The following is a 24,331-nucleotide window of genomic DNA, read 5'->3' as shown; positions in this document are numbered from 1 at the left end:
CGGCGGGGCGTCCCACGGATCACCCCGCCCGCGTCCCGTCCGCCGGAGGGGAGGTTACCAGGCCGGCAGGATGGCGCCCTTGAAGCGGGTCTCGAGGAACTGCCTGACCTCCGCCGACTGGTAGGCCGCGACCAGGGTCTTCAGCGCCGGACGGTCCTTGTCCTTCTCGCGCGCGGCGACGAAGTTGCCGTAGGGGTTGCCCTCGCGCGGTTCCTGGATCAGGGCGTCCTTGGCCGGATGCAGGCCGGAGTTGACCGCATAGTCGGTGTTGATGATCGCCCCGTCGAAATCCTCGATGGCGCGGGAAGCTGGGCGGCCTCGATCTCCACGAGGTCGAGCTTCTTCGGGTTCTCGGCGATGTCGAGGATGCTCGGGGCCAGGCCCTTGCCGTCCTTCAGCTTCAGAAGGCCGTTGGCCGCCAGCAGGTTCAGCGCGCGGCCGCCGTTGCTGGGGTCGTTGGGGATGCCGATCTTGGCGCCGGGCTTGAGGTCGCCGATCGCCTTCACCTTGCGGGAGTAGAGGCCCATGGGCTCGACGATGGTGTAGCCGATGGGGACGATCCTGTAGCCGCGGGCCTGGATCTGGGCGTCGAGGTAGGGCTTGTGCTGGAAGGCGTTGGCGTCGAGGTCGCCGGCTTCGAGCGCGGCGTTGGGGATCGCATAGTCGGAGAAGGTGACCAGCTCGACCTGCAGCCCGTTGCGGGCGGCGACCGACTTCGCCACCTCGGCGATCTCCTCCTCCGCACCGCCCATCACGCCGAGCTTGATCTTCTCGGCGGCCGAGGCCGCGCCGGAGGCCAGCAGGGCGAGCGCGAGGCCGCCGGCGAGACCGGCGCGGCGAAGCCAGCTTTTCGGAACATTGTTCATGGGGAGGCCCTGTCTTTCCAATGGTTGGGTCTTGCGCACGGGGTCTTCGTCAACGGACCGGCCGGCCGGATGAGCCGGCGGCGCAGTCCGTCGCGTTTTTAACTGTTTGTTGATGTGATATTTTTCTATCAACAGCACACTTACGAGATATCACCGCGGTGACTTCGCGCTGTCAATAGCCGAGCGCACGGCAGAACCGGCCGGCGGGGGCAAGGGGGCGGCGTTGGGCGTATTGTGCAGCGCTTCTTCGCCGCACAATCGGATTTCGATCGTTTTATCGATGATAATCAACAACTTATCCGACCGGACCGCGAGGATCGTTGTGCAGGGCCTGCACGATGGCCGGGAAAGGCGACGCGGACGGATTTCGGCCGTCGATGCCGCGAAGCCTACGGAAATACCCTGAACAAATCAAGAAACTTGCTGATAAACCGGGCATATCCGCCGGATGGCCGCAACCTTGGCCGGGCCGGAGCGTTATCGGCTTGCAGGCTGCCGGACGCCCTCCCATTTCACAAGAAATGGCATAGCTGAGGCGCGACGATTTCATACTTGATAAATAGAGTTTAAGCAGGCATATCCCCGCCGCCAACTGTGAGAGGCTGTGAGCGACATGACCGCGACCCCCGACTCGCGCTCCCCCCTGCCGGCGGCCCGGCCGAATGTGCTGGCGCTGGTGGGCAACACGCCGATGGTGGAGATCAACCGGCTCGACACCGGCCCCTGCCGGCTGTTCGTGAAGCTGGAGAGCCAGAATCCCGGCGGGTCGATCAAGGACCGGGTGGCCCTGGCGATGGTCGAGGCGGCGGAGCGCGACGGCCGGCTCGGCCCCGGCGCCACGATCATCGAGGCGACGGCCGGCAACACCGGCCTGGGGCTGGCGCTGGTGGCGGCCCGGAAGGGCTACCGGCTGCTGCTGATCGTCCCGGACAAGATGGCGCGCGAGAAGGTGCTGCACCTGAAGGCGCTGGGGGCGGAGGTGCGGATCACCCGCTCCGACGTGCCCAAGGGCCACCCGGAATACTACCAGGACCTCGCCGAGCGGCTGGCCGCCGAGATCCCCGGCGCCTTCTACGTCAACCAGTTCGGCAACCCGGCCAATCCGCAGGCGCACGAGACGACGACCGCGCCCGAAATCTGGGAGCAGATGGGCCGGGACGTCGACGCCGTGGTGGCGGGGGTGGGCTCCGGCGGGACCATCACCGGGCTCGGCCGCTACTTCCAGCGCGTCTCGCCCAAAACGGAGATGGTGCTGGCCGATCCGGAGGGGTCGGTGCTCGCCCACTACATCGCGACCGGAGAGCTGCTGGAAGCCGGTTCCTGGAAAGTGGAGGGCATCGGCGAGGACTTCATCCCGCCGATCTCCGACCTCGGCCTCGTGCGCAGGGCCTACACGATCAGCGACGCCGAGAGCTTCGAGACGGCGCGCGACCTGCTGGTGCAGGAGGGCATCCTGGCCGGCTCCTCCTCCGGCACGCTGGTCGCGGCGGCGCTGCGCTATTGCCGCGAGCAGACCGAGCCCAAGCGGGTGGTGACGCTGATCGCCGACAGCGGCAACAAGTACCTGTCGAAGATGTTCAACGACTTCTGGCTGCTGGACGAGGGCTTCGTGCCGCGCAGCCGCAGCGGGACGGTGCGCGACCTGGTGACCCGGCGCTTCGACGAGGGCGGCACCATCACCGTCAGCCCGGACGACACGCTGCTGACCGCCTTCAGCCGGATGCGCGCCGCCGACGTGTCGCAGCTCCCCGTGCTGGAGGACGGCCGGCTGGCCGGCCTGCTGGACGAAAGCGACATCCTGCACGCCGTCGCGACCGGCGGCGGCTCCTTCGCCCGGCCGGTGCGCGACGCCATGGTGCGCGACCTCGTCACCACCCCGGCCGACGCGCCGATCGCCGCGCTCTACGGCCTGTTCGCGCAGGACCGCGTGGCCATCGTGGTGGACGGCGACCGCTTCCTCGGCCTCGCCACCCGCGTGGACCTGATCAACCACCTGCGGCTGGAGGCCGCCTGAGCATTTGCGGCTGGAGGCCGTGTGACCGTCATGTCGAGACCGAACCAGCTTGGCTTCGCCACCCGCACCATCCATGCCGGCCAGGAGCCGGATCCCGCCACCGGCGCGGTGATGGTGCCGATCTACGCCACCTCCACCTTCGTGCAGGAGAGCCCCGGCGTCCACAAGGGCTATGAGTACGCCCGCAGCCAGAACCCGACCCGCATGGCGTTCGAGCGCTGCATCGCCGACCTGGAGGGCGGGACGCGCGGCTTCGCCTTCGCCTCCGGACTCGCCGCCATCGCGACGGTGCTGGAGTGCCTGGACGCCGGCGCCCACGTGGTGGCGATGGACGACCTCTATGGCGGGACCTTCCGCCTGCTGGAGCGGGTGCGCCGCCGCACCATGGGGCTGCAGATCGGCTATGCCGACCTGTCCGACCCCGAGGCGCTGGCCGCGGCGGTGCGGCCCGAGACGAAGCTGATCTGGGTGGAGACGCCGACCAACCCGATGCTGAAGCTGGTCGACCTGGAGGCGGTCGCCCGCTTCGCCCGGTCCCGCGGCATCTGGACGGTGGTGGACAACACCTTCGCAAGCCCCTGGGTGCAGCGGCCGCTGGAGTTCGGCATCGACCTCGTCGTGCATTCGACGACCAAGTACCTGAACGGCCATTCCGACATGGTCGGCGGCACCGCGGTGGTCGGCGACAACGCCGAGCTGGCGGAGAAGCTGGCCTTCCTGCAGAACGCGGTCGGCGGCATCTCCGGCCCGTTCGACAGCTTCCTGGCGCTGCGCGGCCTGAAGACCCTGGCGCTGCGGATGGAGCGCCACAGCGCCAACGCGCTGGAGATCGCCGGCTGGCTGGAGACGCATCCGCGGGTCCGCCGCGTCGTCTATCCCGGTCTGCCCAGCCACCCGCAGCATGCGCTCGCCAAACGCCAGATGCGGGCCGCCAGCGGCATCGTCACGGTGGAGCTCGACGCCGGAATCGAGGAGACCAGGCGGGTCCTGGAGCGCTGCCGCCTGTTCGCCCTGGCCGAAAGCCTGGGCGGGGTGGAGAGCCTGATCGAGCATCCGGCCATCATGACCCACGCCTCCATCCCCGCCGAGCAGCGGCGCCGGCTGGGCATCGGCGACGGGCTGATCCGCCTGTCGGTCGGGATCGAGGACGCGGCCGACCTGCGGGAGGATCTGGCGCAGGCGCTGGCGATCCTGGACCGTTGAAGCGGAGAAAAGGGGCGGTCTTGCCGGAGACCGCCCTTTCACTGCCCAATCATCCGCCGCAGAGGTGATTTGCAAGGCTATCTTTCTTAATCGTGACCCCTCCGTTCGGATTCGTAACAAATTGTAATGCCGCTTGAGTGCCGTCGGGCGTCCTTGTATTTTCGCGCCCGCTTATTTTCTTTCGGTTCGGCATGACACCTCAGGCGGGCAAAAAGAACGTCGTTCGGCCGCCCAGCAATACGGCGCCGCAGGCAAAAGGCCAGCAGAGACTGCGGGGCCGTTGGTTGACCCTGCGCGGATTGTTACTTTCCTTTCTGTTGCTGCTGTCGGCAGGGTTTTTTCTTGCCCTGGCGGCTTTGCCCGTGGGCCGGGTGGCGAGCGCCGCGATCTCCGCCGGCGTGGTGGCGGCGGCCTTCGTCCTCGGCCGCTTCGCCTCGCGCTTCTGGCACGCCCGGACGCTGACGGTGCTGCTGCTGGCCTTCGTCACCTTCCGCTATTTCTTCTGGCGGGTGACCGGCACGCTGCCGCCGGTGGACGATCCGCTGAACTTCATCCCCGGGGTCGTTCTGTTCGCGGCGGAGGCGATGTCCTTCGTCCTGTTCCTGACCTCGCTGTTCGTCATCATCGACCCGCTGAAGCGCGAACCGGCCGAGCTGACCGGCGCGCCGGAGGACTGGCCGTCGGTCGACGTCTTCATCCCGAGCTACAACGAGGAGCCGGAGCTGCTGGAGACGACGCTGGCGGCGGCGGTCTGCATCGACTACCCGCGCGACAGGCTGCGGGTCTATCTGCTGGACGACGGCGGCACCGACCAGAAGCTGGCCAGTTCCCGGCCCGAGGCGGCGGCGGCGGCGCGCGACCGGCGCGAGACGCTGATGGCGCTGTGCGAGCGGCTGCAGGTCACCTACATGACCCGGCCGCGCAACGAGCATGCCAAGGCCGGCAACATCAACCACGCCTTCCACCAGACGCAGGGCGACCTGGTGCTGATCCTGGACGCCGACCATGTGCCGACGGTCGGGATCCTGAAGGCGACGGTCGGGTTCTTCCAGCAGGACCCGGGGCTGTTCCTGGTGCAGACCCCGCATTTCTTCGTGAATCCGGACCCGGTCGAATACAACCTCGGCACCTTCGAGCGGATGCCGAGCGAGAACGAGATGTTCTACTACTCGATCCAGCCCGGGCTCGACCGCTGGAACGGCGCCTTCTTCTGCGGATCGGCGGCCGTGCTGCGCCGCGCGGCGCTGGAGGAGGTCGGCGGCTTCGCCGGCGACACGGTGACCGAGGACTGCGAGACGGCGCTGGAGCTGCACGCCCGCGGCTGGCGCAGCGTCTATCTGCCCCGCCCGCTGATCGCCGGGCTGCAGCCGGAGACCTTCGACAGCTTCATCGCCCAGCGCTCGCGCTGGGCGCAGGGCATGATCCAGCTGTTCCTGCTGAAGAATCCGCTGTTCAAGCGCGGCCTGACGCTGCCGCAGCGGCTTTGCTACACCAGCACGATGCTCTACTGGTTCTTCTGGTTCTGGCGGCCGATCTTCCTGCTGTCGCCGCTGTGCTACGCCCTGTTCGGGCTGGAGATCTACCGGATCAACCTGCCGGATTTCGCCTGCTTCGTGATTCCGCACGTCTTCGCCGCCGCCTTCCTGACGCAGTTCCTGCACGGGCGGATGCGCTGGCCGCTGTTCTCCGAACTCTACGAGTATCTGCAGTCCTTCCACGTCTCGCGGGCGGCGCTGGCGACGCTGGTCCGGCCGCGCGACCCGGTCTTCACCGTGACGGCCAAGGGGCAGTCGGTGGACAGGGACGGCTTCTCGCCGCTGGCCGGCCCCTTCATCCTGGTGACCTTCCTGCTGGCGCTGGGGCTCGCCATGTGCGCCTGGCGCTATTACGCCTTCCCGGAACACCGGCCGGCCATCCTGCCGGTCGCCGTATGGACCCTGCTGAGCTTCATCCTGGCGATCGGCGGCCTCGCGGTGGTCTACGAGCGCAAGCGCGTGCGCCGGCAGGAGCGCTTCACGGTCGACCGGCCGGCGCTGCTGACCTATGCCGACGGCACGGTCGTCGAGGTGACCGTGGCCGACGTGTCGGCGGGCGGCGTCGGGCTGGAGGTCGCCGCGCGCTGGCGCGAGGTCCTGGCCCGGCCGGAGGCGCCGGTGCTGACCATCACCGCGACCGACACCGAGGAGGAGACCACCACCGGCGTGCGCATCTCGCGCATCGAGCCGCGCGGCGGCGACCTGTCGGTGGGGGCCGGCTTCGCGCCGCGCGACCGGCAGGACAGCGTGCAGATGGCGCGCTTCGTCTTCGGCAACAGCGTGGGCTGGGCGGACTTCCTCGACCGCAAGCGCGTCCAGGCGCCGACCTTCTTCGGCGGGCTGCTGTTCTTCCTGACGCGGGTGGTGCCGCGGATGGGCCATGTCCTGGTGGCGCTGCCCGGAGCGGTGCGCCGGATCCTGACCTTCCAGGCACCGTGACGCCGCGATGACGCCGATGCCGTCCCTCCCGTCCGCCCGCGCCGCCGCCCGCCGGATGCTGGCCGTGCTGGCCCTGACGGCGGCCCTGCTGGCGGGCCTGCCCGGCTCCCCGGCCGAGGCGGCCGACAAGCGGGTCATCCCGCTGTCGAACCTGCGCGACGGCGCGCCGGAGATCACGCTGCACGGCGAGGAGGAGGCGGCGGGCCTGCGCGTCTTCGTCCCGCCGATGGGGCCGCTGTCGTCGGTGGTGCTGACCCTGTCCTACGAGAACGGCATCGACATCCTGCCGGAGAAGGGCGCGCTGTCGGTCTACATCAACGGCTCCCCGGTGGCGGAGCTGCCGCTGTCGGCCTTCAGGGGACCGGTGAACGCCGCCATCACCCTGCCGGCCAGCCTGATCCGGCCGGGCGAGAACCAGATCCTCTTCCAGTCCAACGCCCAGCACCGCGCCATCTGCACGGTGCGCGGCACCTTCGACCTGTGGGCGCGGGTGAACCTCGCCGCCTCCTCGCTCGCCCTGTCGTCCGAGACGGCGCTGCCCGAGCCGGATCTCGCCATGGTGCGCCGGCTGCTCGCCTCCTCCGACCGGGCGCGGGAGCCGCTGACGATCCTGAAGGCGGGCGGCGAGATCGATGCCGACCAGCTCGGCTGGGGCGCCATGGTGGCGCAGGCCTACGGGCTGCTGCTGGGCGACCTCGCGCCGCGGGTGGCGGCGCTGCCGCTGCCGGCCAGGACCGCCGGCGGCGGGGCGGCCGGAGCCGATGGTCTGGCCTCGCTCGCCCTGCCGGGCGGCAAGAACGTGCTGATCGGCACCCGCGACCAGCTCGCCCCCGTCCTGGGCGATGCGCGGACGCAGGGCGTGACGGGTCCCTTCCTCGGCGTCTACCCGGCGGGGCCGGCCGGCGGCTTCGTCGTCGTGCTGTCCGGCCGCACCGCGACGGAGGTGGACCAGGCGGTGATGCGCTTCGCCGATCTCGGCCGGCCGCTGCCGCCCGTCGCCGCCACCGTGGTCGCCGATCCCGGCCCGGTCCAGCCGCCGTCCCCGCGCGAGGTGCAGGAGGAGGGGCGCTACCGCCTGTCCGACCTCGGCTTCGCGACGGTCCGGCACAGCGGCTACCGCTACACCGGCCGCTTCACCGTCACCCTGCCGAGCGGATTCGCGCCGGTGGGCGACCGCCCGATCCTGTTCCACGTCAACGCGGCCTTCGAGGGCAACCTGGGGCCGGGGGCGGTGCTGAACGTCCGGGTCAACGGCCGCTCCGCCTCGGCGATGGAGGTGGACAAGCGCTCCAGCGGCATCATCGAGAACGGCGAGATGCAGCTGCCGATGGCGCTGTTCCGCCCCGGCCCCAACATCGTGGAGGTGGAGGCGGAGCTGCCGCCGGCCGGCGGCACCGACTGCGTCTTCGCCGTGCGGCGGCCGAGCTTCACGCTGCACGACAGCTCCAGCATCGAGATCCCCGGCTTCGCCCGGCTGGCGACGATGCCGAACCTGGGCACGCTGGCGCAGACCGCCTTCCCCTATGGCGGGCGGGCGGGACGCGACGCGGTTCCCCCCTTCGACCTCGTGGTGGTGGGCAAGGAGCCGTCCTGGTTCGCCGCGGCCTGGACGATGACCGCCCGGCTGGCCCAGCGCTCGGGCGAGCTGATGCGGCTGGTGCCCTATGTCGGCTGGGACGGCACGCCGGACGGCAACGCCCTGATCGTCGGGCCGGTGGCGGCCCTGCCGCAGTCGGCCTTCGCCAGCGCACCCCTGCCGGCCGACCGGCTGGCCGCCCTGCTGGAGGCCGGGTCGCTGGTGGCGCAGGCGAGCGCCCGCGGCGAGCCGATGGCCCCGGCCGAGAGGCGCCAGCTCGTCGAGCGGCTGCGCAGCGTGTGGACCGGCAGCGCGCCCGGCCGCCCCGGCGCCGTGCGGGCAATGGCCGGCGCGGCGACGGCGGCGGCCCCGGCCCCGGCCGACGGCGGCATGCAGGGCCGCTGGCAGCGCATCGCCGGCGACAAGGAGCAGGCGGCCTCCGCCTGGATGCCCGACTGGCTGCGCCGTGGCATGGCCATGGCCGCGCGGCAGATCAACCGCTGGACGGTGACGGAGGCGCCGGTCGACGTGATGGCGCTGACCGAGAATGCCGAGACGCTGCCCGAGGCGGCCCTTCTCCAGTACAAGTCGCCGGGCGTCGAGGCCACCACCTGGACCCTGCTGACCGCCTCGGACTCGCGGGCGGTGGAGCGCGCTATGCGCGGCCTGGGCGAGGGCGGGCTGTGGGACAGGCTGCGCGGCGGCGGCGGGCTGTGGAGCAGTGCGGCGCCGACGATGACCACGCTGGACGCCTCGCGCCCCTATCAGGTGATCCTCGACCCGTTCGACGTCGGCAACCTGATCTTAATCCTTGCACGCAATCTCTCGCAGAGGATCGAGCTGCTGTTCGCGCTTCTCCTCGGCACGGCGATGATCCTGACCATCAGCATGCGCATGCTGCTGAAGCGCGGCCACGCGGAGCGGAGCGGATCATGACGGGCGACGGGCGGCGAATCGGGCCGGGGATGACGCGGCGGCAGGCGATGGCGGCGGCCGGACTGCTGGCGGCCCTGCCCCTGGCGGCACCCGCCCCGGCGCGGGCGCGGCCCTTCGGGCCGGCGGACTGGCACGACTATGCCCGGCGCTTCCTGACGGCCGACGGGCGCATCGTCGATACCGGCAACAAGGGCGTCAGCCATTCCGAAGGGCAGGGCTACGGCATGCTGCTGGCGGTGGCGGCGGACGACCGCGCCGCCTTCGACCGCCTGTGGGAGTGGACGCGGCGGACCCTGATGGTGCGCGACGACGGGCTTGTCGCCTGGCGCTGGCAGCCCGAGGGCGGGGTGAGCGACCGCAACAACGCGTCCGACGGCGACATCCTGATCGCCTGGGCGCTGCTGCGCGCCGCCGACCGCTGGAAGGCCGACGCCTACCGCACGGCCGCCGCCGCCATCGTGAAGGCGCTGGCGGCGGGCGTGGTGGCGGAGCAGGCGGGGATGACCGTGCTGCTGCCGGGGCGCGACGGCTTCCGCAAGCCGAACGGGCTGATCCTCAACCCCAGCTACTGGGTGTTCCCGGCGCTGCGCGCCTTCGCCGCCCTGCCGGACGGCGGGGTGTGGAACCGCGTGCTCGACAGCGGGCTGGTGCTGCTGGCCAAGGCGCGCTTCGGCGGCTACCAGCTTCCGCCCGACTGGCTGCTGCTCGACGCCAAGGGCGGCGTGGCGCTGGCCGACGGGTTCCGCAAGCAGTACGGCTACGACGCGGTGCGGGTGCCGCTCTACCTGGCGTGGGACGGCTTCCGCGATCCCTACTATTTCCGGCCCTTCGCCGCGCTGGCGGCGAAGTACGGCAGCGGGGCGCTCCCGGCCACCGTCTCGCTGCCCGGCGGGACGACCGCGCAGGTCCCCGCCTCGGTCGGGATGATGGCGGTCTACCGGCTGGCCGCGGCGGTCGCCGGCGGGGGACCCGCGGTGACGGTGCCGCCGCCCGCCGCCGACGAGGACTATTACTCCACCACCCTGCTCCACCTCTCGGCGCTCGCCGCGCAAAGCCTGGGGATCGACCCATGATGCGTCCCGCCGTCCTGTGCCGCACCGCCCTGTGCCGCGCCACCATCGCCGCGCTGCTTGCCGCCCTGCCCGCGCTGGCGCCCGACGCCCTGGCCCAGACGGGAGGCCAGCCGGGCGGACGCGCCCTCGCCCCCGGGGTGAAGGTGGAGGTCGCCCCCGCCCCCGGCAGCGGCGCCGCCCCCGCACCCGGCACGCCGGACGATTCCGCCCTGCGCTACTACGCCCGCATCGGCGACGTCGAGCGGCTGGAGGCGGAGATCGCGCGGCTGCGCGCCCTTGACCCGTCCTGGGAGCCGCCGAAGGACCTGTTCGCGCCGCAGCCGGTCGTCGCCGGGGTGGACGAGAGCCCCTTCTGGGCGCTGCTGTCCGCCGGCAAGCTGGCCGAGGCCCGCGCCGCCATCGCCGAGCAGCGGCGCAAGTCGCCCAACTGGCAGCCCTCGCAGAAGCTGCTGCAGGAGCTCGACCTCGCCGAGGGCAGCGGCCGGCTGCGCAGCGCCAGCGAGACGAAGCGCTGGCAGGAGGTGATCGACGCCGCCGCCGCCCAGCCGGAGGCGGTGACCTGCAGCCGGCTGGACAATGCCTGGCGGCTGGCCGAGGCCTATGGCGAGCTGAAGCAGCTCGACCGCGCCTTCGAGACCTACCGGACGATCGTCACCCAGTGTCCCAAGGCCAAGGAGCGGCGGGACACGCTGTTCAAGGCCTCGCGCTATCTCGGCCCGGAGCGGGTGAGGGAGCTGGCGGCCCTGGGATCCACCGCCAACCCGGCGCCCGGCGAGGACTACGCGACCGTCCGCGCGGCCGAGGCGGAGCTGGAGACCGGCCGCCTGCTGCAGCGGCTGGGCGACGGCAAGGGCAGCCTGTCGCCGGCCGAGCTGGCGCGGGCGGAGGAGATCGTCCGCGAGAAGCAGGACGCCGACGGCGCCATCGCGCTCGGCTGGTATTTCCAGGGCCGCAGGAACTACGCCCAGGCCCAGTCCTGGTTCGCCGAGGCCAACAGCTGGTCGCCGAGCGACAAGGCGGCGGAGGGGCTGGTGCTCGCCTATGCCGGTGCCGGGGACAAGGCCCGCGCCCGCGAGGCGGGAGCCGCCTGGAAGGGGAAGTCGCCGCGGGTCGACCGGGCGCTGAAGGCGGTCGAGCCGCCGCGCGGCGGCACCGGCGGCCCGGCGGCGCCCCGGGGACCGAGCGAGCTCGATCTGGCGCTGGCGCGGCGCGACTTCGCCGGCTGCCTCGCCGCCATCCAGCGGATGACCGCCAGGAGCGGCCCGACGGCGGAGCTGCTGCAGCAGCGCGGATGGTGCCTGATGGAGCTGAAGCGGCCGTCGGAAGCGGAGATCGCCTTCCAGGAGGCACAGGCGCTGGCCGCGCGCCAGCCGGCCAAGGGCGGCGCCTCGCGCTTCAGGGGATCGCCGCTGGAGTCCGGCGCGACGGCGGCGCAGGAGAACGCCTACGGGCAGGCGGTGGCCCGGCTGGCGACCGGCGATACGGTGGGGCTGACGCGGGATCTGGCGCGCAGCGACCTGACGCCCGCCCAGCGCGCCGAGATCCGCGCCCGGCTGCTGGGCGCCGAGGCCGGCCGCGCGCTGGAGGACAAGCGCTACCACGACGTGCTGCGGCTGCTCGACGCCCGCAAGGAGCTGGAGCCGGAACCGCGCGACCTGGGAATCCTGCGCGGCTGGGCGCTCTACAACCTCCACCGCCTGGAGGATGCCTACAAGCAGTTCAAGGCGATCGACGACCGGCTGAGCACCGAGGAATCCCGCGAGGGGGTCACGATCACCTGGAAGACGATCTATCACGACTGGTAAAGGCCACGACTGGTAAAGGCCACGACTGGTAAAGGCCACGACTGGTAAAGGCCGCGACTGGTAAGACAAGACTGGCAGGGACGACACGCATGACCGGCTTTCCGCGCTTCCTTCGGCTGTCCGTTCTGGCCGCGGCCCTGCTGACGGCGGGCTGCGCCGGCTGGGTGCGGGACAACCTGAGCCAGTCCTCCACCCCCTGGCGGCGGGTGCAGGCCGACGCCCTGCCGGTGACCCTGCCGCCCGGCGGCAGCTTCCCCATCGTGGCGGCGCGCACGCGCAGCACCGGACAGGTCTACCGGTCCTACATCGCCGTGCTGGGCAATCCGACGGTGCTGCCCGGCGAGAACCGCCTGTCCATCGACGTGCAGACCCTGCCCGACAGCCTGATGGGCGCGCTGGTCCAGCCGCCGCGCATCTTCCCGGTGCCGCTCTACACCACGGAGACGCTGACCAGGACGCTGGCGGCCGAGTTTCCCGACATGACGGCCAAGGTCGCCGATGCCGCGCGGCGGAACCGCTACGGCGACTACGACTTCGCGGTCGCCCATGACGAGCAGAACAGTTGCGTGCTGGCCTGGCAGCTCATCACCGACCACACGCGCACCCTGCCGACGCGGATCGAGGCGGTGCGGCTGGAATACCGCGTCTGCGGCACCACCCGCGACCCGAAGGCGCTGCTGCGCCCCTTCGACTCCCTTGTGCTGACCTTGCCGGAAACGGTGCTGGAGACGGACGACCTGGATCGGATGTAGGCTGGCATCGGCAGTCCTTCATCGCTATCCCCATCCGGTCGGCTTGATCAGGAGGCCACCTGCAGGCACGGCTTACCCCTTGCCGGCGTCGATCTCGGGATCAACCGTGAACCGCACGCCTCCGCGAGAGATCGATCCGCGAGCCATCTGATCGACACCTGCGCCCTTTCGGAGCGTATCCATCCGGTTCCGGCAGGCTCGGCGGCCGACTGGTTCGAGAGTGTGCCGGCGATCGCCGCGGCCGGCCAGCCCCGGCCGGGCGTCCCCCGGGAAGCCGTGACCCGCGCGGCTAACGCCGGATCGCCACGGCGACCGCACGGCTGACCGCCGCCGGGATGACCGAGCCGTGGTTCTCGCCCGCGAAGGACACGAAGCCGACGGCCGGTCCGCGCGGGCCGAGCCCGGCCAGCCGCTCGGCCAGCTCCCGCGCATTCTCCACCATCCGCGCCTTGCGCCGCCGCTCCTCGCGCGCCGGATCGACCGGTTCGCCGGGTGGAGCCTGCAGTTCGTTCTCGCCCACCGTCACCAGCAGGCTGCGGGTGGCGGCAGCCGGCGGCACCGCTTCGGCGAAGCGCCGCTCCTCCGCCAGCACGGCCTTGTCGTGCCACCAGATCGAGGGGCTGGCGGCGACATAGCGCTGGAACGCCTCGCAGCGCGTGAACAGGGCATGCAGCACGAACAGCCCGCCGTAGGAATGGCCGAACAGCGTCTGGCGGCCGCGGTCGATGCGGAAGCGTCCCCCGACCTCGGGCTTCAGCTCCTCCTCGATGAAGGCCAGGAAGGCGTCGGCGCCGCCGGTGCCCGGCGGGGCGCCGTCAGCGGGAGGCGTGTAGTCCCGCGCCCGCCGGGGCTGGTCGAAAGCCGTGTCGGTCGGATAGCCGATGGCCACCACCAGTGCGGGAGGGATGCCCACCGCGGCGCCATGTCCGCCGACCACCCGCATCGCCTCGGCCGCCGTGCCGAAGATGCTGTTGCCGTCGAGCAGATACAGCACCGGCCAGCCCTCCGGCGGCGGCGGCGTCTCCGGCCAGGCGGCGAAGATGCGATAGGGACGGGAGGGATCGCCGCCCGCCGCCATCTCCCACTGGACGGTGCGGGGAAGCGTCACCGCCGCCGGCTCCCCGGCGACCGCGGACCCGCCGGCCGGCAGGTCGGCGGCGACCACGGCGACCGGGGCTGCCAGAAGGCTGCGCCGCGTCACGGCCGGGATCCTCACCATTTGTAGCGCACCCCCGCCAGCACCAGCCGCCGGTCGCCGAAGAAGCAGGCGGTGGCGCTGGAGCAGCTCGACACGAACTCCTTGTCGAACAGGTTGGTGACGTTCAGCGTCACCTCCGCCCCGGCCAGCTCCGTCCTCAGCGCGCCCAGGTCGTAGCGGATCGCCGCGTCGGCCAGCGTGTAGCCGGGCACCTCGAAGCTGTTCACGTCGTTGCCGGCGGTCCGGCCGATGTAGCGGACGCCGCCGCCCAGCTCCAGCCCGGCGAACGGGCCGCTCTGGACGCGGTAGTTGAGCCAGCCGCTCGCCATGTGGTGCGGCACCTGCGGCACGCGCCGGCCGGTGACGCCCGCGGTGTTGGACCTGGTCACCTCGGCATCGATGTAGCTGTAGGCGCCGATCAGGTCGAGGCTGCCGGTCAGGCTCGCCCGCCCTTCCAGCTCGATCCCGCGCGAGCGGATCTCCCCGGTCTGGACGCTGTAGAGGGTGTTCAGCGGATCGACGGTCAGCACGTCGCGCTGGCGGATCGAATAGCCGGCCAGCTGGATGAAGCTGTTCATCCCCGGCGGCTGGTACTTGACGCCGGCCTCGTACTGCTCGCCCTTGGTCGGGGAGAAGGCGGCACCGCCGCGCGCCGGCGAATAGGTGCCGGAGTTCGGCAGGAAGCTGGTGGAGTAGTTGACGTAGGGCGTGATGCCGTTGTCGAACAGATAGAGCAGCCCGGCCCGCCAGGTGAAGGCGGTGTCCGACTGGCTGGTCCGGCTGTTCGAGGCGAGCTGCACCGTTTCGCTGTCGGCGCGGTCGTGCCGCACGCCCACCGTCAGGCGCCAGTTCTCGTACGCCACCTGATCCTGTGCGTACATGCCGAGCTGGGTCTGGATCTGCCGCGTGGCCTGCACGCTGCGCACGGCGGGATAGCTAAGGCCGTAGGCCGGATTGAAGATGTCCAGCGTCGGCACCGTCACCCCGGTGAACTGGCCGAGGTCGCGGCGGGCGAAGCCGCGCGACCAGTCGGCGCCGAACAGCAGCGTGTGATCGACCGGCCCGGTCGCCACCGTGGCCTGGGCCTGATTGTCGACGGCCACGGTGTTGGCCATGTCGCTGACCCGGCTGATCGACCGGTTGGCCGTGCGCTGGTTGGCCTGCAGCGACGAGAAGGACAGCGCCTTGAAGGCGGAGTCGACGTGGTTGTAGCGGGCGTTCTGCCGCAGCGTCCAGACGTCGCTCAGCCGGTGTTCGAACTGATAGCCGATGGACGCCGAGTTGCGCGTGTAGTTGTCGTAGTTGGGGTCGCCGGCATAGAAGCCGGAGCCGAGCTTGCCGTTGCGGTTCGGCAGCACGGTGCCGACGGCCGGGGCGAAGTTGTAGAATCCGCCCTCGGGGTCGCGCTGGTAGCTGGAGAGCACCGTCAGGCTGGTGTCGGCGGTCGGCTTCCAGGTGACGGCCGGCGCGATGGCGATGCGGTCGTCGTGGACGCCCTCGAACTGGGTGCCCGACCTGCGGGCGATGCCGGTCAGGCGGTAGAGGAACTGCCCGTCCTCCGTCAGCTTGCCGCCGGCGTCGACCATGGTCTGCAGCCGGTTGTTGCTGCCGGCCTCCACCCGCACCTCGTGGGTGGGGGTCTCGGTCGGGCGGCGGCTGACCAGATTGACGATGCCGCCCGAGCCCGCCTGCCCGTAGAGGACCGAGGCCGGGCCGCGCAGGATCTCGATGCGCTCCAGCAGCCAGGGGTCGACCGTCGGGATGGCGTAGGAGATGCTGCGCTGCTGCCGCAGCCCGTCGAGGAAGTTGACGTAGGCCGCGCCGGCCCCCTGCCCGCCGAAGCCGCGGACGAAGACGCTGTCGTAGCGGGCGCTGGGCCGCACCTCCGCCAGGACGCCGGGCGTGTAGCGCAGGGTCTGCGACACCGTCTGCGAACCCTGGTCGTCCATCTGGTCGCGCGTCACCACGCTGACCGACTGCGGCGATTCGATCAGGGGCGTGTCGGTCTTGGTGCCGGTGGTGGTCACCCCGGCGACATAGCCGGTCACCGGCTGCCAGCTCCGCCACGCCGTCGCCTGGACGGTCACCTCCGGAAGCTGGAGGGCGCCGCCAGCATCGCCCGACACCGCCGGGGCCGGCAGCAGCGTCACCGTGCCGGCATCGGTGTAGCGCCAGGTCAGCCCGGTTCCGGCCAGCAGCCGCGGCAGCGCCTGATCCACCGACAGCCGGCCGCTGGCTCCCGGCGACCGCAGGTTCGCCGTCATGTCCGAGCTGTAGAGAAGCTGGATGCCGGCCCGGCTGGCGAAGTCGGTCAGGGCCGAGGACAGCGGCTGCGCCGGGATGTCGTACTGGCGCGGCTCGTCCGCCACGGCGGGCTGGGCATGGACGGCCCCGCCCTGCACCGCCACCCCGGCGATGGTCGCCAGCAGAAGGACGCGCAGGGTTTCGCGGGGGAAGCAGGGCCATGCGGAACGGCCCGGGAATGTCCGATACGCGGGTTGCCCTGCGCTCCCCGCCGTCCGGTAGTCGGTCGCCATCGTCGTCTCTTCGGTCGTCGATCGATCCCGTCCCCTGTTGCCAGGGCCAAGCCGGGATCCTCCTGATCCCTAAGACCGATGGCGGTGCGAAACCCCTGACGCCGGCCCCGACGATTTTTGCGAATTATTCTCAGCAAGACCCCGCGGGGACCGTCCGGCTCACCCGTCCCGCCCGGTCACGATGGCCAGATAGCCGGCGACGCGGCGGACGCGGACGGGGAGCACCTGCTCGATGGCGGACAGCGCGCGGTCGGGGTCGCCGATGTCGAAGACGCCGGTAACCCGGCGCTGCGCAAGATCGGGGGCGAGCAGCAGGATGGGACCCGGCCGGTAGCGGTTCAGCTCGTCCACCACCTCCCGCAGGCTGCGGTCGTCGAAGACCACGCGCCCGTCGCGCCATGCCGTCGCCCGGGCGACGTTCACTCCGGCCTCGCGGGTCGGGCAGGCGTCGGACCGGTAGCGGGCGGCCTCCCCGGCGGTCAGGCGGAGGCCGTCCTCCGGCGTCGCGATGCCGGCGGGGCAGCGGACCTCGACCGTGCCCTCCTCCACCGCCACGCGGGTCACCTCGTCCATCCGGCGCACGGCGAAGCGCGTGCCGACCACGCGCGTGACGGCCCCCATCGCCACCACTTCGAACGGGCGGCTGCGGTCGGGGGTCACGGTGAAGAAGGCCTCGCCGCGCCGCAAGGTCACCCGGCGGTTCCGGCCGCTGAAATCGACCGCGATGGCGCTGTCGGTGTTGAGCTGGACCTGCGAGCCGTCGGCGAGCGTCACCGTGCGCCGCTCCCCCGCCACCGTGCTGTGGTCGCTGCGCAACCGGTCGAGCGTCGCCGGGCCGAAGAGCGCCGCGAGCGCCAGCCCGGCGGCCAGCAGCGCCGGCGGAGCCAGACGGCCGGAGAGGCGGCGGCCGGGGAAGCGGTGCCCGGGCAGCGGCACGGCCGCGGCCGCCGCACCGGATCCGGGCAGGAGGTCCAGCGCGCTCCAGACCGCGCGCAGGCTGTCGAAGGCCTTGCGGTTCTCCGGGCGGGCCGCCAGCCACGCCTCGGTGTCGCGCCGCTCGGCGTCCGTCACCGCGTCGGAGTGCAGGCGCACGAGGCGCCTTGCGGCCTCTTCGGCGAGCGCATCCGGTCCGGTTCTGTGATGGGAGGTCATCGACTGTTCCTGACGCTCGCTGGGACCCTTACCGTATGTGACCTGGACAGAGGCGCCGCCCCTGACCTCCATGGAGGGAGTGCCCCTTATGAAGGGTCGCCGGCAGGACAGCCGGCCCCGCCGTCAAGCCCATCGCCCAGCCGCCGCCGGCAATGGAGCAGCGCCTTGATGATGTGCTTTTCCACCATGTTGCGGGAAATTCCAAGGCGCTGCGCAATCTCGCCGTGGCTCAACCCGTCGACCTTGTTGAGCAGGAAGACCTCGCGGCAGCGCGGCGGCAGCTCGTCGACGACCGCCTGCATCAGGCGGACCCGCTGGCGCGCCGCGGCAGCGTCGTCCGGCCGCACAGCCTCGGCGGCGCCGGCCGGATCGGGCAGGCAGTCGGGCAGGTCGGCTACGGCCCGCTTCTCCTCGGCCCGGCGGGCGCGGGCCACGTCGGCCGCGACGTTGGCGGCGGCGGTGTAGAGGTACGACGTCTCGTGCCTGACCGGACCCGGCCCGGCGAAGCGAAGCAGGCGCAGATAGACCTCCTGCGCGGCGTCGGCCGCCCTGTCCCGGCAGCCGAGCCGGCGGACGAGGAAGCGCAGAAGGCCGGAGTTATGCTGCCGGAAGAGGCCGTCGACCAGCAGGCGGCGCATATCGGTGGCCCGATCGGAAGCCATGTCCGTCCAATGCCTTGGGAAGGAGAGCCGTCCGGGCGCTGATAGCAAGACTGCGATTGATTATCAATATCGTTTGTTGAGAGACAGCCGGCGCCGGCCGCGGCCCCTCCCCCGTCACAGGAGCGAGGCGCCGCCGCAGACGACGATCTGCTGTCCCGTCAGGCTCGCCGCACCGGGCGACAGCAGGAACAGCGCCAGGGCGGCGATTTCGGCCGGATCGACGAAGCGGCCCATCGGCGGCAGGCGCGGGGCGACCGCCGCCCGGCCGGGATCGCGCAGCATCGGCGTATCGGTGGCGCCGGGCGCGATGACGTTCACCGTGATCCGCCGGGGCGCGAGCTCCATCGCCCAGGACCGCGCCAGCCCCGTCAGCGCCGCCTTGGTCGCGGCATACTGGGCGCGCCCCGCCGCCCCCGCCGCCGTCCGGCTGCCGAGCAGGACGATGCGCCCCCCGTCCGGCAGGCGCGGCGCCAGACGCTCGACGAGCTGCGTCGCCGCCTCGACATGGAGCCGCCACATGGCGGCGCCATCGGCAAGCGTCTGCTCGCCGATCCGCCCCACCCTGAGGATGCCGGCGGCATGGACCACCGCCTCGACCGGACCGGCCGCCGTCAGGATCCGGTCGAGCGTTCCGTCGAGAGCCGCGGCGTCGGACAGGTCGACCGGGAAATGGACGAGCCGCTCGTGCGCCGTCGCCGGAGGGGTGCGGCTGAGACCGACCACCCGCCAGCCGGCGTCGAGCAGCGCCGCCCCGATCGCCTCCCCGATCCCGGAGCTGACGCCGGTGAGGAGGGCGGTGCGGGGCGTCGGCCCGCCATCGCGCGCGCCGGTCACGGCACGAGCCTGAAGGCGATCGGCGGGAAGCCGGCGATCTCGCCGGTGACCTCGTCGCCCGGCGCGATGGGATGGCTGCCGCCGAAGGCGCCCGTCGTCACCACCTGTCCGGCGGTCAGCGGCCGGCCGGCGCGCACCAGAGCGTTCGCCAGCCAGGGCACGGAGTGGAAGGGATCGCCTGACGGATGCCCGCCGGTCACCGCCACCACGACGCGGCCGGAGATGGCGAGGGTTGCCGCCACGTCCGCGCGCACGCACCCACGCCAGTCCGCAACCTCCGGACCCACCACGAGGCCGCGGTTGCTCATCGCGTCGGCGCGCGCGGCAAGCGGCGGCGGGGTCGGCGGCAGGCGCGATTCCACGATCTCGAAGGCGGCGAAGGCGCCGGCGACGGCCGCGCCCACCTCCTCGGCGGAATAGGGGGCGCCGTCGGCACGGCCCGGCAGGTCGCGGCCGATCCGGAAGGCGATCTCGATCTCGATCTTCAGCCGGGTTCCGGTCGCGGGCATCGTCGCCGGCGAGGCGAGGATGGCCGACGCCGGGATGAAGCCGAAGCTGCCGTCGCGGTCGGCGACCTGCAGCACCTTGTAGCCGCCGGTCGGGCCGAGCGCGTCGGCGCAGAGAAGCTGGACGGCGTCGGCCTCGGCGGCAGTGACGGTCGCCAGTTCTTCGGGAAGGACGGCGAGCGGCGCGGCGGCGGCGCGCGCGTCGAGGAGGAGGCGGGCGAGACGCCCGGTCTTGGCACTGTCGGGCATGATGTGGATCGGCTTTCCGGGTGTGGCCTCCCCTCCCCCGCGCGCCGGCGGACCGGGAACGGGGGACGGGGCGCCGTTGCGGTCAGAGGATGTCCGGGGCGAAGGAGACGTGCTTGATCGCCTTGCGGAACCATGTGTAGGCGACATGGATCCGGCCGTCCGCGGACTGGCGGATCGAGGGGTAGGACAGCTCGCGGTTCTTGTCCTCGCGCGAGTTGTTCGACAGGCAGAAGCCGTCGCCGTCCTCGATGTCGAGAGCGCGGCGCCAGGTGCGGCCGCCGTCGTCGGAGACCGAGAGGGTCATCGGCGCCCGCGGCGCCCCCCAGAAGGCGGTCGGGCGGTCGTCCCCCGGAGCGGTCTCCCTGGCCTTTCCGGCCTCCGCGTCCTCGATCTCGTCATAGAGCGACAGGCGGCGCTCCCTGGCGTCGAGACGGCTCGCCCAGTTGTGGACCATGGCGAGGCGGCCGTCGGCGAGGCGGATCGCCTGGATCGAGGAGTTGTTGTTGGGCAGCGCCGTGTCCTCCGGCGCGCTCCAGCTGAGGCCCCCGTCGCGGGAGCGCGAGCAGCGGACGTGATCGGCCCAGCGCGAACGGTAGAGCGCGACCATCTCCGCCCCGCCGAGCGGAACGATGTTCATGTGCACCGCGCCGAGGCTCGACGGAACCTCGGTCCGGGACCAGCTCCGCCCCTGGTCGCGGCTGATCTCGACGGCGGAGACGTCGTCGTCGCCCACCCAGGCGATGCCCGGTTCCGTGCGGCAGAGGAACACCGGCAGCAGCCACGTCCCGTCCCCGGCGACGATGACCGGCTGGCGGATGAAGGTGCCGGGGGTTCCGATCAGCGTCTCGATCGGTCCCCAGCTCTCGCCGCCGTCCGTGGAGATGCGGTGGCGGACGATGGCGGTGTCCTGGCGGCCGTTGATCTGGGCGGTCCACAGCAGCCACAGCCGCCCGTCGGGGGCGAGGAAGAGCACCGGGTTCTGTTCGGACCGCGTCGGGTCGTCCGACAGCTTCACCGCCGGGCTCCAGGCGCCTGCGCCGCGGCGCAGGCGCGAGAACCAGATGGAGATGTCGGGGATGCCCTCCTGCGTGCCGCCGAACCAGACGCAGGCCATGTCGCCGTTCGGCAGTTCGAGGAGATTGGCCGCGTGGTTCTGGACGCAGGGCGAGGGAATGAGGGCCACGGTCGCGCCGGCGGCGACGGGGTTGGGGCGGAGCACGCCGTCCTGCGGCAGCGTGTCGGCAAGCGTGGCGACGTCCGTCATCGTTGGTTCCACCGTTCTGTCAGGCCGGTATGTCGGGCCGTTTTTCGGGCGTTGGGTCGGGCGTTGGATTGGGACCGGGCCGGCGGGCGCCGCGGCTGGCGGCGCCCGCGCGGCAGGTCATTCCGCATGCGCGGCGGAAGGGGCCTGGGCCATCAGCTCGTCCGCCGTCATCGCCGGCGGCGGGGCCACGATCCTCGGCGCATCGTCGAAGAACTTCGGACGCAGGAGGAAGCACCAGCCGATCATCAGGAAGAAGGCACCGAGCAGCGCGAACCACAGCGGATCGAGGCTCTTGAGCAGCACGATGCCGACGCAGATCGCCAGGCAGACCAGCCGTTCCGGCCAGGAGAGGTTCTGCTTCATCCAGCCCTGGATGAACATCGCCCAGGCGACGATGGCGCACATCATGCCGAAGGCGGCGATCAGGATCGGGCCGATCGGACCGCTCCACAGGATGATCGGGTCGCTGACGAAGCCGAAGGGGATGAGGAAGCTGACCGCACCGAGCCCGCTCGCCAGCATGCCGGTCTTCATCGTGTTGGCCTTCGCCATCCCGGCCGCCGCGAAGGAGGCGAGCGCCACCGGCGGCGTCACCATCGACAGCACGCAGAAGAACATGACGAAGAAGTTCGCGGCGAGGCGGTCGACGCCCATGTCGACCAGCGCCGGCACGAACATCACCGATCCGATGATGTAGGCGGCCACGGTCGGCAGGCCCATGCCCATGATCAGGCAGCCGATGACGATGAGGATCAGCGAGAGATAGAGGCTGCCGCCGCCGAGCACCGTCAGCCCGGTGACGAACTTCAGGGCCAGGTTGGACTGGGTGGCGATCGCCATGATGATGCCGATGGTGCACAGCGGGATGGACAGCATCGCCATCTGCTTGGGCACGTCGAGCGCGATCTCGTAGAGCCGGCGCAGGTCGTAGCGGGTCTCCTTGCGCAGGAGCGGCACGAGCAGGGCCACGATCGAGGCGTAGAAGGCGGAGAACGGTGCCGAGAAGCCGGTGAACAGCATGCCGAGCATCAGCAGCGGGCCGATCAGCAGATGCAGGCGCGGCATCAGCGGCGCGATCATCGAAGCGTCGAAGTCGATGGTGCCGACGCCGGACTTGCGGGCGCGCAGGTCGACGATGAGGAAGAGGGCGCCGTAGAAGGCGAGCGCCGGGATGATGCCGGCAAGCGCGATCCGGGTGTAGGGCACGCCGAGGATGTCGGCCATGACGAAGGCGGCGATGCCCATCACCGGCGGCATGAGCTGACCGCCGGTCGAGCCGATCGCCTCGGTGGCGGCGGCCTGCTCGGCAGTGTAGCCGGCGCGGCGCATCAGCGGGATGGTCAGCACGCCGACCGCGGCGACGTTGGACACGGCCGAGCCCGAGATCGTGCCGAACAGCGCCGAGCCGATCAGGGCCGCCTTCGCCGCACCGCCCACCATGCGGCCGGCCGCCATCATCGCGATGTCGATGAAGAGCTGGCCTCCGCCCGTCGAGGCGAAGATCGCGCCGAACATGATGAAGTAGAACACGAAGTTGATCGACGTCGTCGCGGTGACGCCGAACAGGCCGTCGGTGTTCATCGACATCATGTCGGCGAGCTGGCCGAGGTCGAACCCGGAGAAGCCGAGCGGTGCCGGCACCAGGTTCCCGAAGGCGCCGTAGGCGAGGAACGCCAGGATCATGCCGAGCAGGCTCCAGCCGACGCAGCGGCGCACGCCCTCGAGCAGCGCCAGCGTGCCGACGACGAACACGACCTTGTCGACCGTGAAGACCTCGTCGATGTAGGGCAGCCGCGTCTGCATCCGGTCGAGGTCGAGCACATAGTGCACGGCGATCGCCAGACAGGAGACGATCATCACCAGCTCGACCGCGCGGCCGAGAAGACGCAGCACCGGCGAGGCAGCCTTGAAGGGAACCAGCAGCGTGGTGACCGCCATCGCCAGGAAGACATGGACGGGGGCGGCAAGCATCGGCGGATCCGGCCAGTAGAACTGTTTCACCAGGAAGGCGAAATAGACCAAGGACAGCACGGCCAGGATCAGGCGGTGGAATTTGTCGTATGTGGTCATCGTGGGGCTCACGGTGCGAGAAGGCTTGATCGCGACGGCTCCGTCCTCGACGGGGCGGGGAGCCGGCTATTCGCGGTCCGGCGCCCCCGGGGATGGGCCCCTATTTGAGGTAGCCGAGCTCCTTGCACAGCTTCTCGGCGCCGGGATGCAGCGGCAGCACCGCGTTCTCCGGCTGGCAGCCGGCGGCCGGGTCCCAGGCCTTCAAGGCGGCGTGCTGCTCGCCGATGGTCGCCTTGTTGTCGACCAGCGTCTTGAGGACGTTGTAGACCGTCTTTTCCGGAACGTCCTTGTTGGTGATCAGGATGGTGGCGCTGATCGGGTTCGGATAGTCGCTGTCCTGGCCGCGGAAGGTGCCCTTCGGCATCGGCCCGGTGGGCAGGCCGGCCTTGGCGAGATCGGACAGGATTTTGTCCGAGATCGGGATGAAGACCATCTCGTTGGTCAGCGTCATCTCGGTCACGGTCGCCGTTCCGGCGGGCGCATTCTCGATGTAGACGTCGAGACGGCTGTCGGACAGCATGCCCGTCAACTGCCCCGGCGCCGCCTGCGTCACGATCCCCTTCGACCGCAGCTCGGCGAGGGTGACGCCGGCCGCCGACTGGAACATCAGGTCGGCGATGATCGGCACCTGGCTGCCGGTCGGCTTGAGGCCGATGCGCGGCGGCTTCGGCGACTTCAGCATCGCTTCGAGCGAGGTCAGGCCCGTCGAGTCCACATAGGCCTTGCGGGCGAGCACCATGGTGTAGGCGGCCTGCATGGCGCCGGTCACGGTGCGGAGGTTCTGCGCCTTCTGGCCCTTGTACACCTCCTCCAGCCCGCTCACCGCCCAGGCGGCGGCGTTGGAGGTGGTGAAGCCGAACTGCGCCAGATTGCGGTCGACCGAGCTCGGGTTGGCGAAGGCGCCGCCGCGCGGAACGATCTCGGCCGAGAGTCCCGCCGCCTTGTTGTCGTCGATCAGCTTGGCGAAGGTGGCGCCATAGGAATAGAAGCTTCCGCCCGGCTCCTGCGCGGCGATCTTCACCGTGTCGGCCGCGAGCGTGACGCCCGCCGCGGTCATGGCGACCCCTCCGGCCAGGACCGCGGCGATGAGAGTGGCTTTCTTCATGGTCTTTCCTCGCTGGAACGGGGGCGTGACCCCCCTTTGTGTCTTGATTGACCTG

At 71.1% G+C, this 24,331-nt stretch carries 16 protein-coding genes and 1 pseudogene; 7 read left to right on the top strand and 10 right to left on the bottom strand.

The window, feature by feature from the left end; all coding sequences use genetic code 11:
* Window positions 1-54: 54 nt before the first annotated feature.
* Window positions 55-752: pseudogene (locus DEW08_RS19610) on the bottom strand (MetQ/NlpA family ABC transporter substrate-binding protein).
* A gap of 727 nt (window positions 753-1,479) precedes the next feature.
* Between DEW08_RS19610 and DEW08_RS19605 the strand changes: the two are divergent.
* The 7 genes from DEW08_RS19605 (at window position 1,480) to bcsN (ending at window position 12,699) form a co-directional block, all read left to right on the top strand.
* Window positions 1,480-2,880: a pyridoxal-phosphate dependent enzyme gene (locus tag DEW08_RS19605; RefSeq protein ID WP_109330436.1), complete on the top strand. Its 1,401-nt coding sequence runs from the start codon at window positions 1,480-1,482 to the stop codon at window positions 2,878-2,880.
* A gap of 30 nt (window positions 2,881-2,910) precedes the next feature.
* Entirely contained in the window at window positions 2,911-4,083 is a 1,173-nt protein-coding gene (locus tag DEW08_RS19600) for a trans-sulfuration enzyme family protein (protein WP_109330922.1), read from the top strand.
* A gap of 191 nt (window positions 4,084-4,274) precedes the next feature.
* Window positions 4,275-6,557 (top strand): UDP-forming cellulose synthase catalytic subunit, encoded by a 2,283-nt coding sequence (gene bcsA, locus DEW08_RS19595; protein ID WP_109330434.1) that lies wholly within the window; start codon window positions 4,275-4,277, stop codon window positions 6,555-6,557.
* Between the two features lie 16 nt (window positions 6,558-6,573).
* The gene (locus tag DEW08_RS19590; RefSeq protein ID WP_245986785.1) at window positions 6,574-9,069 is read left to right on the top strand and encodes a cellulose biosynthesis cyclic di-GMP-binding regulatory protein BcsB; all 2,496 of its coding nucleotides are present in this window, start codon (window positions 6,574-6,576) and stop codon (window positions 9,067-9,069) included.
* Window positions 9,066-10,142 carry a family 8 glycosyl hydrolase gene (locus DEW08_RS19585; protein ID WP_245986782.1) on the top strand — a complete coding sequence of 359 codons (1,077 nt, stop codon included), beginning with the start codon at window positions 9,066-9,068 and terminating at the stop codon, window positions 10,140-10,142. Before DEW08_RS19590 ends, DEW08_RS19585 begins: the two co-directional genes overlap by 4 nt.
* A complete protein-coding gene (locus tag DEW08_RS19580; protein WP_109330428.1) occupies window positions 10,139-11,947 on the top strand; it encodes a hypothetical protein in 1,809 nt (602 codons plus the stop codon). Before DEW08_RS19585 ends, DEW08_RS19580 begins: the two co-directional genes overlap by 4 nt.
* 89 nt (window positions 11,948-12,036) lie before the next feature.
* Entirely contained in the window at window positions 12,037-12,699 is a 663-nt protein-coding gene (gene bcsN, locus DEW08_RS19575) for a cellulose biosynthesis protein BcsN (RefSeq protein ID WP_109330426.1), read from the top strand.
* A 289-nt stretch (window positions 12,700-12,988) separates the two neighbouring features.
* Here the strand turns inward: bcsN and DEW08_RS19570 are convergent, their stop codons facing one another.
* The 9 genes from DEW08_RS19570 to DEW08_RS19530 form a co-directional block, all read right to left on the bottom strand.
* Window positions 12,989-13,900, bottom strand: coding sequence for an alpha/beta hydrolase (locus tag DEW08_RS19570; RefSeq protein WP_109330424.1), 912 nt, complete (start codon window positions 13,898-13,900; stop codon window positions 12,989-12,991).
* Window positions 13,901-13,911: 11 nt separating this feature from the next.
* Window positions 13,912-16,434: a TonB-dependent siderophore receptor gene (locus tag DEW08_RS19565; RefSeq protein WP_109330422.1), complete on the bottom strand. Its 2,523-nt coding sequence runs from the start codon at window positions 16,432-16,434 to the stop codon at window positions 13,912-13,914.
* A gap of 159 nt (window positions 16,435-16,593) precedes the next feature.
* Window positions 16,594-17,586, bottom strand: coding sequence for a FecR family protein (locus DEW08_RS19560; protein ID WP_168220430.1), 993 nt, complete (start codon window positions 17,584-17,586; stop codon window positions 16,594-16,596).
* 86 nt (window positions 17,587-17,672) lie between these two features.
* Window positions 17,673-18,248, bottom strand: coding sequence for a sigma-70 family RNA polymerase sigma factor (locus DEW08_RS19555; protein ID WP_211107279.1), 576 nt, complete (start codon window positions 18,246-18,248; stop codon window positions 17,673-17,675).
* Between the two features lie 114 nt (window positions 18,249-18,362).
* Window positions 18,363-19,082: an SDR family NAD(P)-dependent oxidoreductase gene (locus DEW08_RS19550; RefSeq protein WP_109330417.1), complete on the bottom strand. Its 720-nt coding sequence runs from the start codon at window positions 19,080-19,082 to the stop codon at window positions 18,363-18,365.
* Entirely contained in the window at window positions 19,079-19,837 is a 759-nt protein-coding gene (locus tag DEW08_RS19545; protein WP_168220429.1) for a fumarylacetoacetate hydrolase family protein, read from the bottom strand. The genes DEW08_RS19550 and DEW08_RS19545 overlap by 4 nt, the downstream gene beginning before the upstream one ends.
* An 82-nt stretch (window positions 19,838-19,919) precedes the next feature.
* Window positions 19,920-21,101: a sialidase family protein gene (locus tag DEW08_RS19540; protein WP_109330413.1), complete on the bottom strand. Its 1,182-nt coding sequence runs from the start codon at window positions 21,099-21,101 to the stop codon at window positions 19,920-19,922.
* 117 nt (window positions 21,102-21,218) lie between these two features.
* Window positions 21,219-23,171: a TRAP transporter permease gene (locus tag DEW08_RS19535; RefSeq protein WP_109330411.1), complete on the bottom strand. Its 1,953-nt coding sequence runs from the start codon at window positions 23,169-23,171 to the stop codon at window positions 21,219-21,221.
* Between the two features lie 100 nt (window positions 23,172-23,271).
* Window positions 23,272-24,276, bottom strand: coding sequence for a TAXI family TRAP transporter solute-binding subunit (locus tag DEW08_RS19530; protein ID WP_109330409.1), 1,005 nt, complete (start codon window positions 24,274-24,276; stop codon window positions 23,272-23,274).
* Between the last annotated feature and the right edge of the window lie 55 nt (window positions 24,277-24,331).

The organism is Azospirillum thermophilum (assembly GCF_003130795.1).
In the GTDB taxonomy this organism is placed as follows: Bacteria; Pseudomonadota; Alphaproteobacteria; order Azospirillales; family Azospirillaceae; genus Azospirillum; species Azospirillum thermophilum.
This window is presented reverse-complemented; position numbering and strand designations above follow the sequence as displayed.

Excerpts from the sequence above, each read along its gene's own strand:
- DEW08_RS19605 (WP_109330436.1), top strand. The coding sequence starts at position 1,480 with ATGACCGCGACCCCCGACTCGCGCTCCCCCCTGCCGGCGGCCCGGCCG.
- DEW08_RS19600 (WP_109330922.1), top strand. The coding sequence starts at position 2,911 with ATGTCGAGACCGAACCAGCTTGGCTTCGCCACCCGCACCATCCATGCC.
- bcsA (WP_109330434.1), top strand. The coding sequence starts at position 4,275 with ATGACACCTCAGGCGGGCAAAAAGAACGTCGTTCGGCCGCCCAGCAAT.
- DEW08_RS19590 (WP_245986785.1), top strand. The coding sequence starts at position 6,574 with ATGCCGTCCCTCCCGTCCGCCCGCGCCGCCGCCCGCCGGATGCTGGCC.
- DEW08_RS19585 (WP_245986782.1), top strand. The coding sequence starts at position 9,066 with ATGACGGGCGACGGGCGGCGAATCGGGCCGGGGATGACGCGGCGGCAG.
- DEW08_RS19580 (WP_109330428.1), top strand. The coding sequence starts at position 10,139 with ATGATGCGTCCCGCCGTCCTGTGCCGCACCGCCCTGTGCCGCGCCACC.
- bcsN (WP_109330426.1), top strand. The coding sequence starts at position 12,037 with ATGACCGGCTTTCCGCGCTTCCTTCGGCTGTCCGTTCTGGCCGCGGCC.
- DEW08_RS19565 (WP_109330422.1), bottom strand. The coding sequence starts at position 16,434 with ATGGCGACCGACTACCGGACGGCGGGGAGCGCAGGGCAACCCGCGTAT.
- DEW08_RS19560 (WP_168220430.1), bottom strand. The coding sequence starts at position 17,586 with ATGACCTCCCATCACAGAACCGGACCGGATGCGCTCGCCGAAGAGGCC.
- DEW08_RS19555 (WP_211107279.1), bottom strand. The coding sequence starts at position 18,248 with ATGGCTTCCGATCGGGCCACCGATATGCGCCGCCTGCTGGTCGACGGC.
- DEW08_RS19545 (WP_168220429.1), bottom strand. The coding sequence starts at position 19,837 with ATGCCCGACAGTGCCAAGACCGGGCGTCTCGCCCGCCTCCTCCTCGAC.
- DEW08_RS19540 (WP_109330413.1), bottom strand. The coding sequence starts at position 21,101 with ATGACGGACGTCGCCACGCTTGCCGACACGCTGCCGCAGGACGGCGTG.
- DEW08_RS19535 (WP_109330411.1), bottom strand. The coding sequence starts at position 23,171 with ATGACCACATACGACAAATTCCACCGCCTGATCCTGGCCGTGCTGTCC.
- DEW08_RS19530 (WP_109330409.1), bottom strand. The coding sequence starts at position 24,276 with ATGAAGAAAGCCACTCTCATCGCCGCGGTCCTGGCCGGAGGGGTCGCC.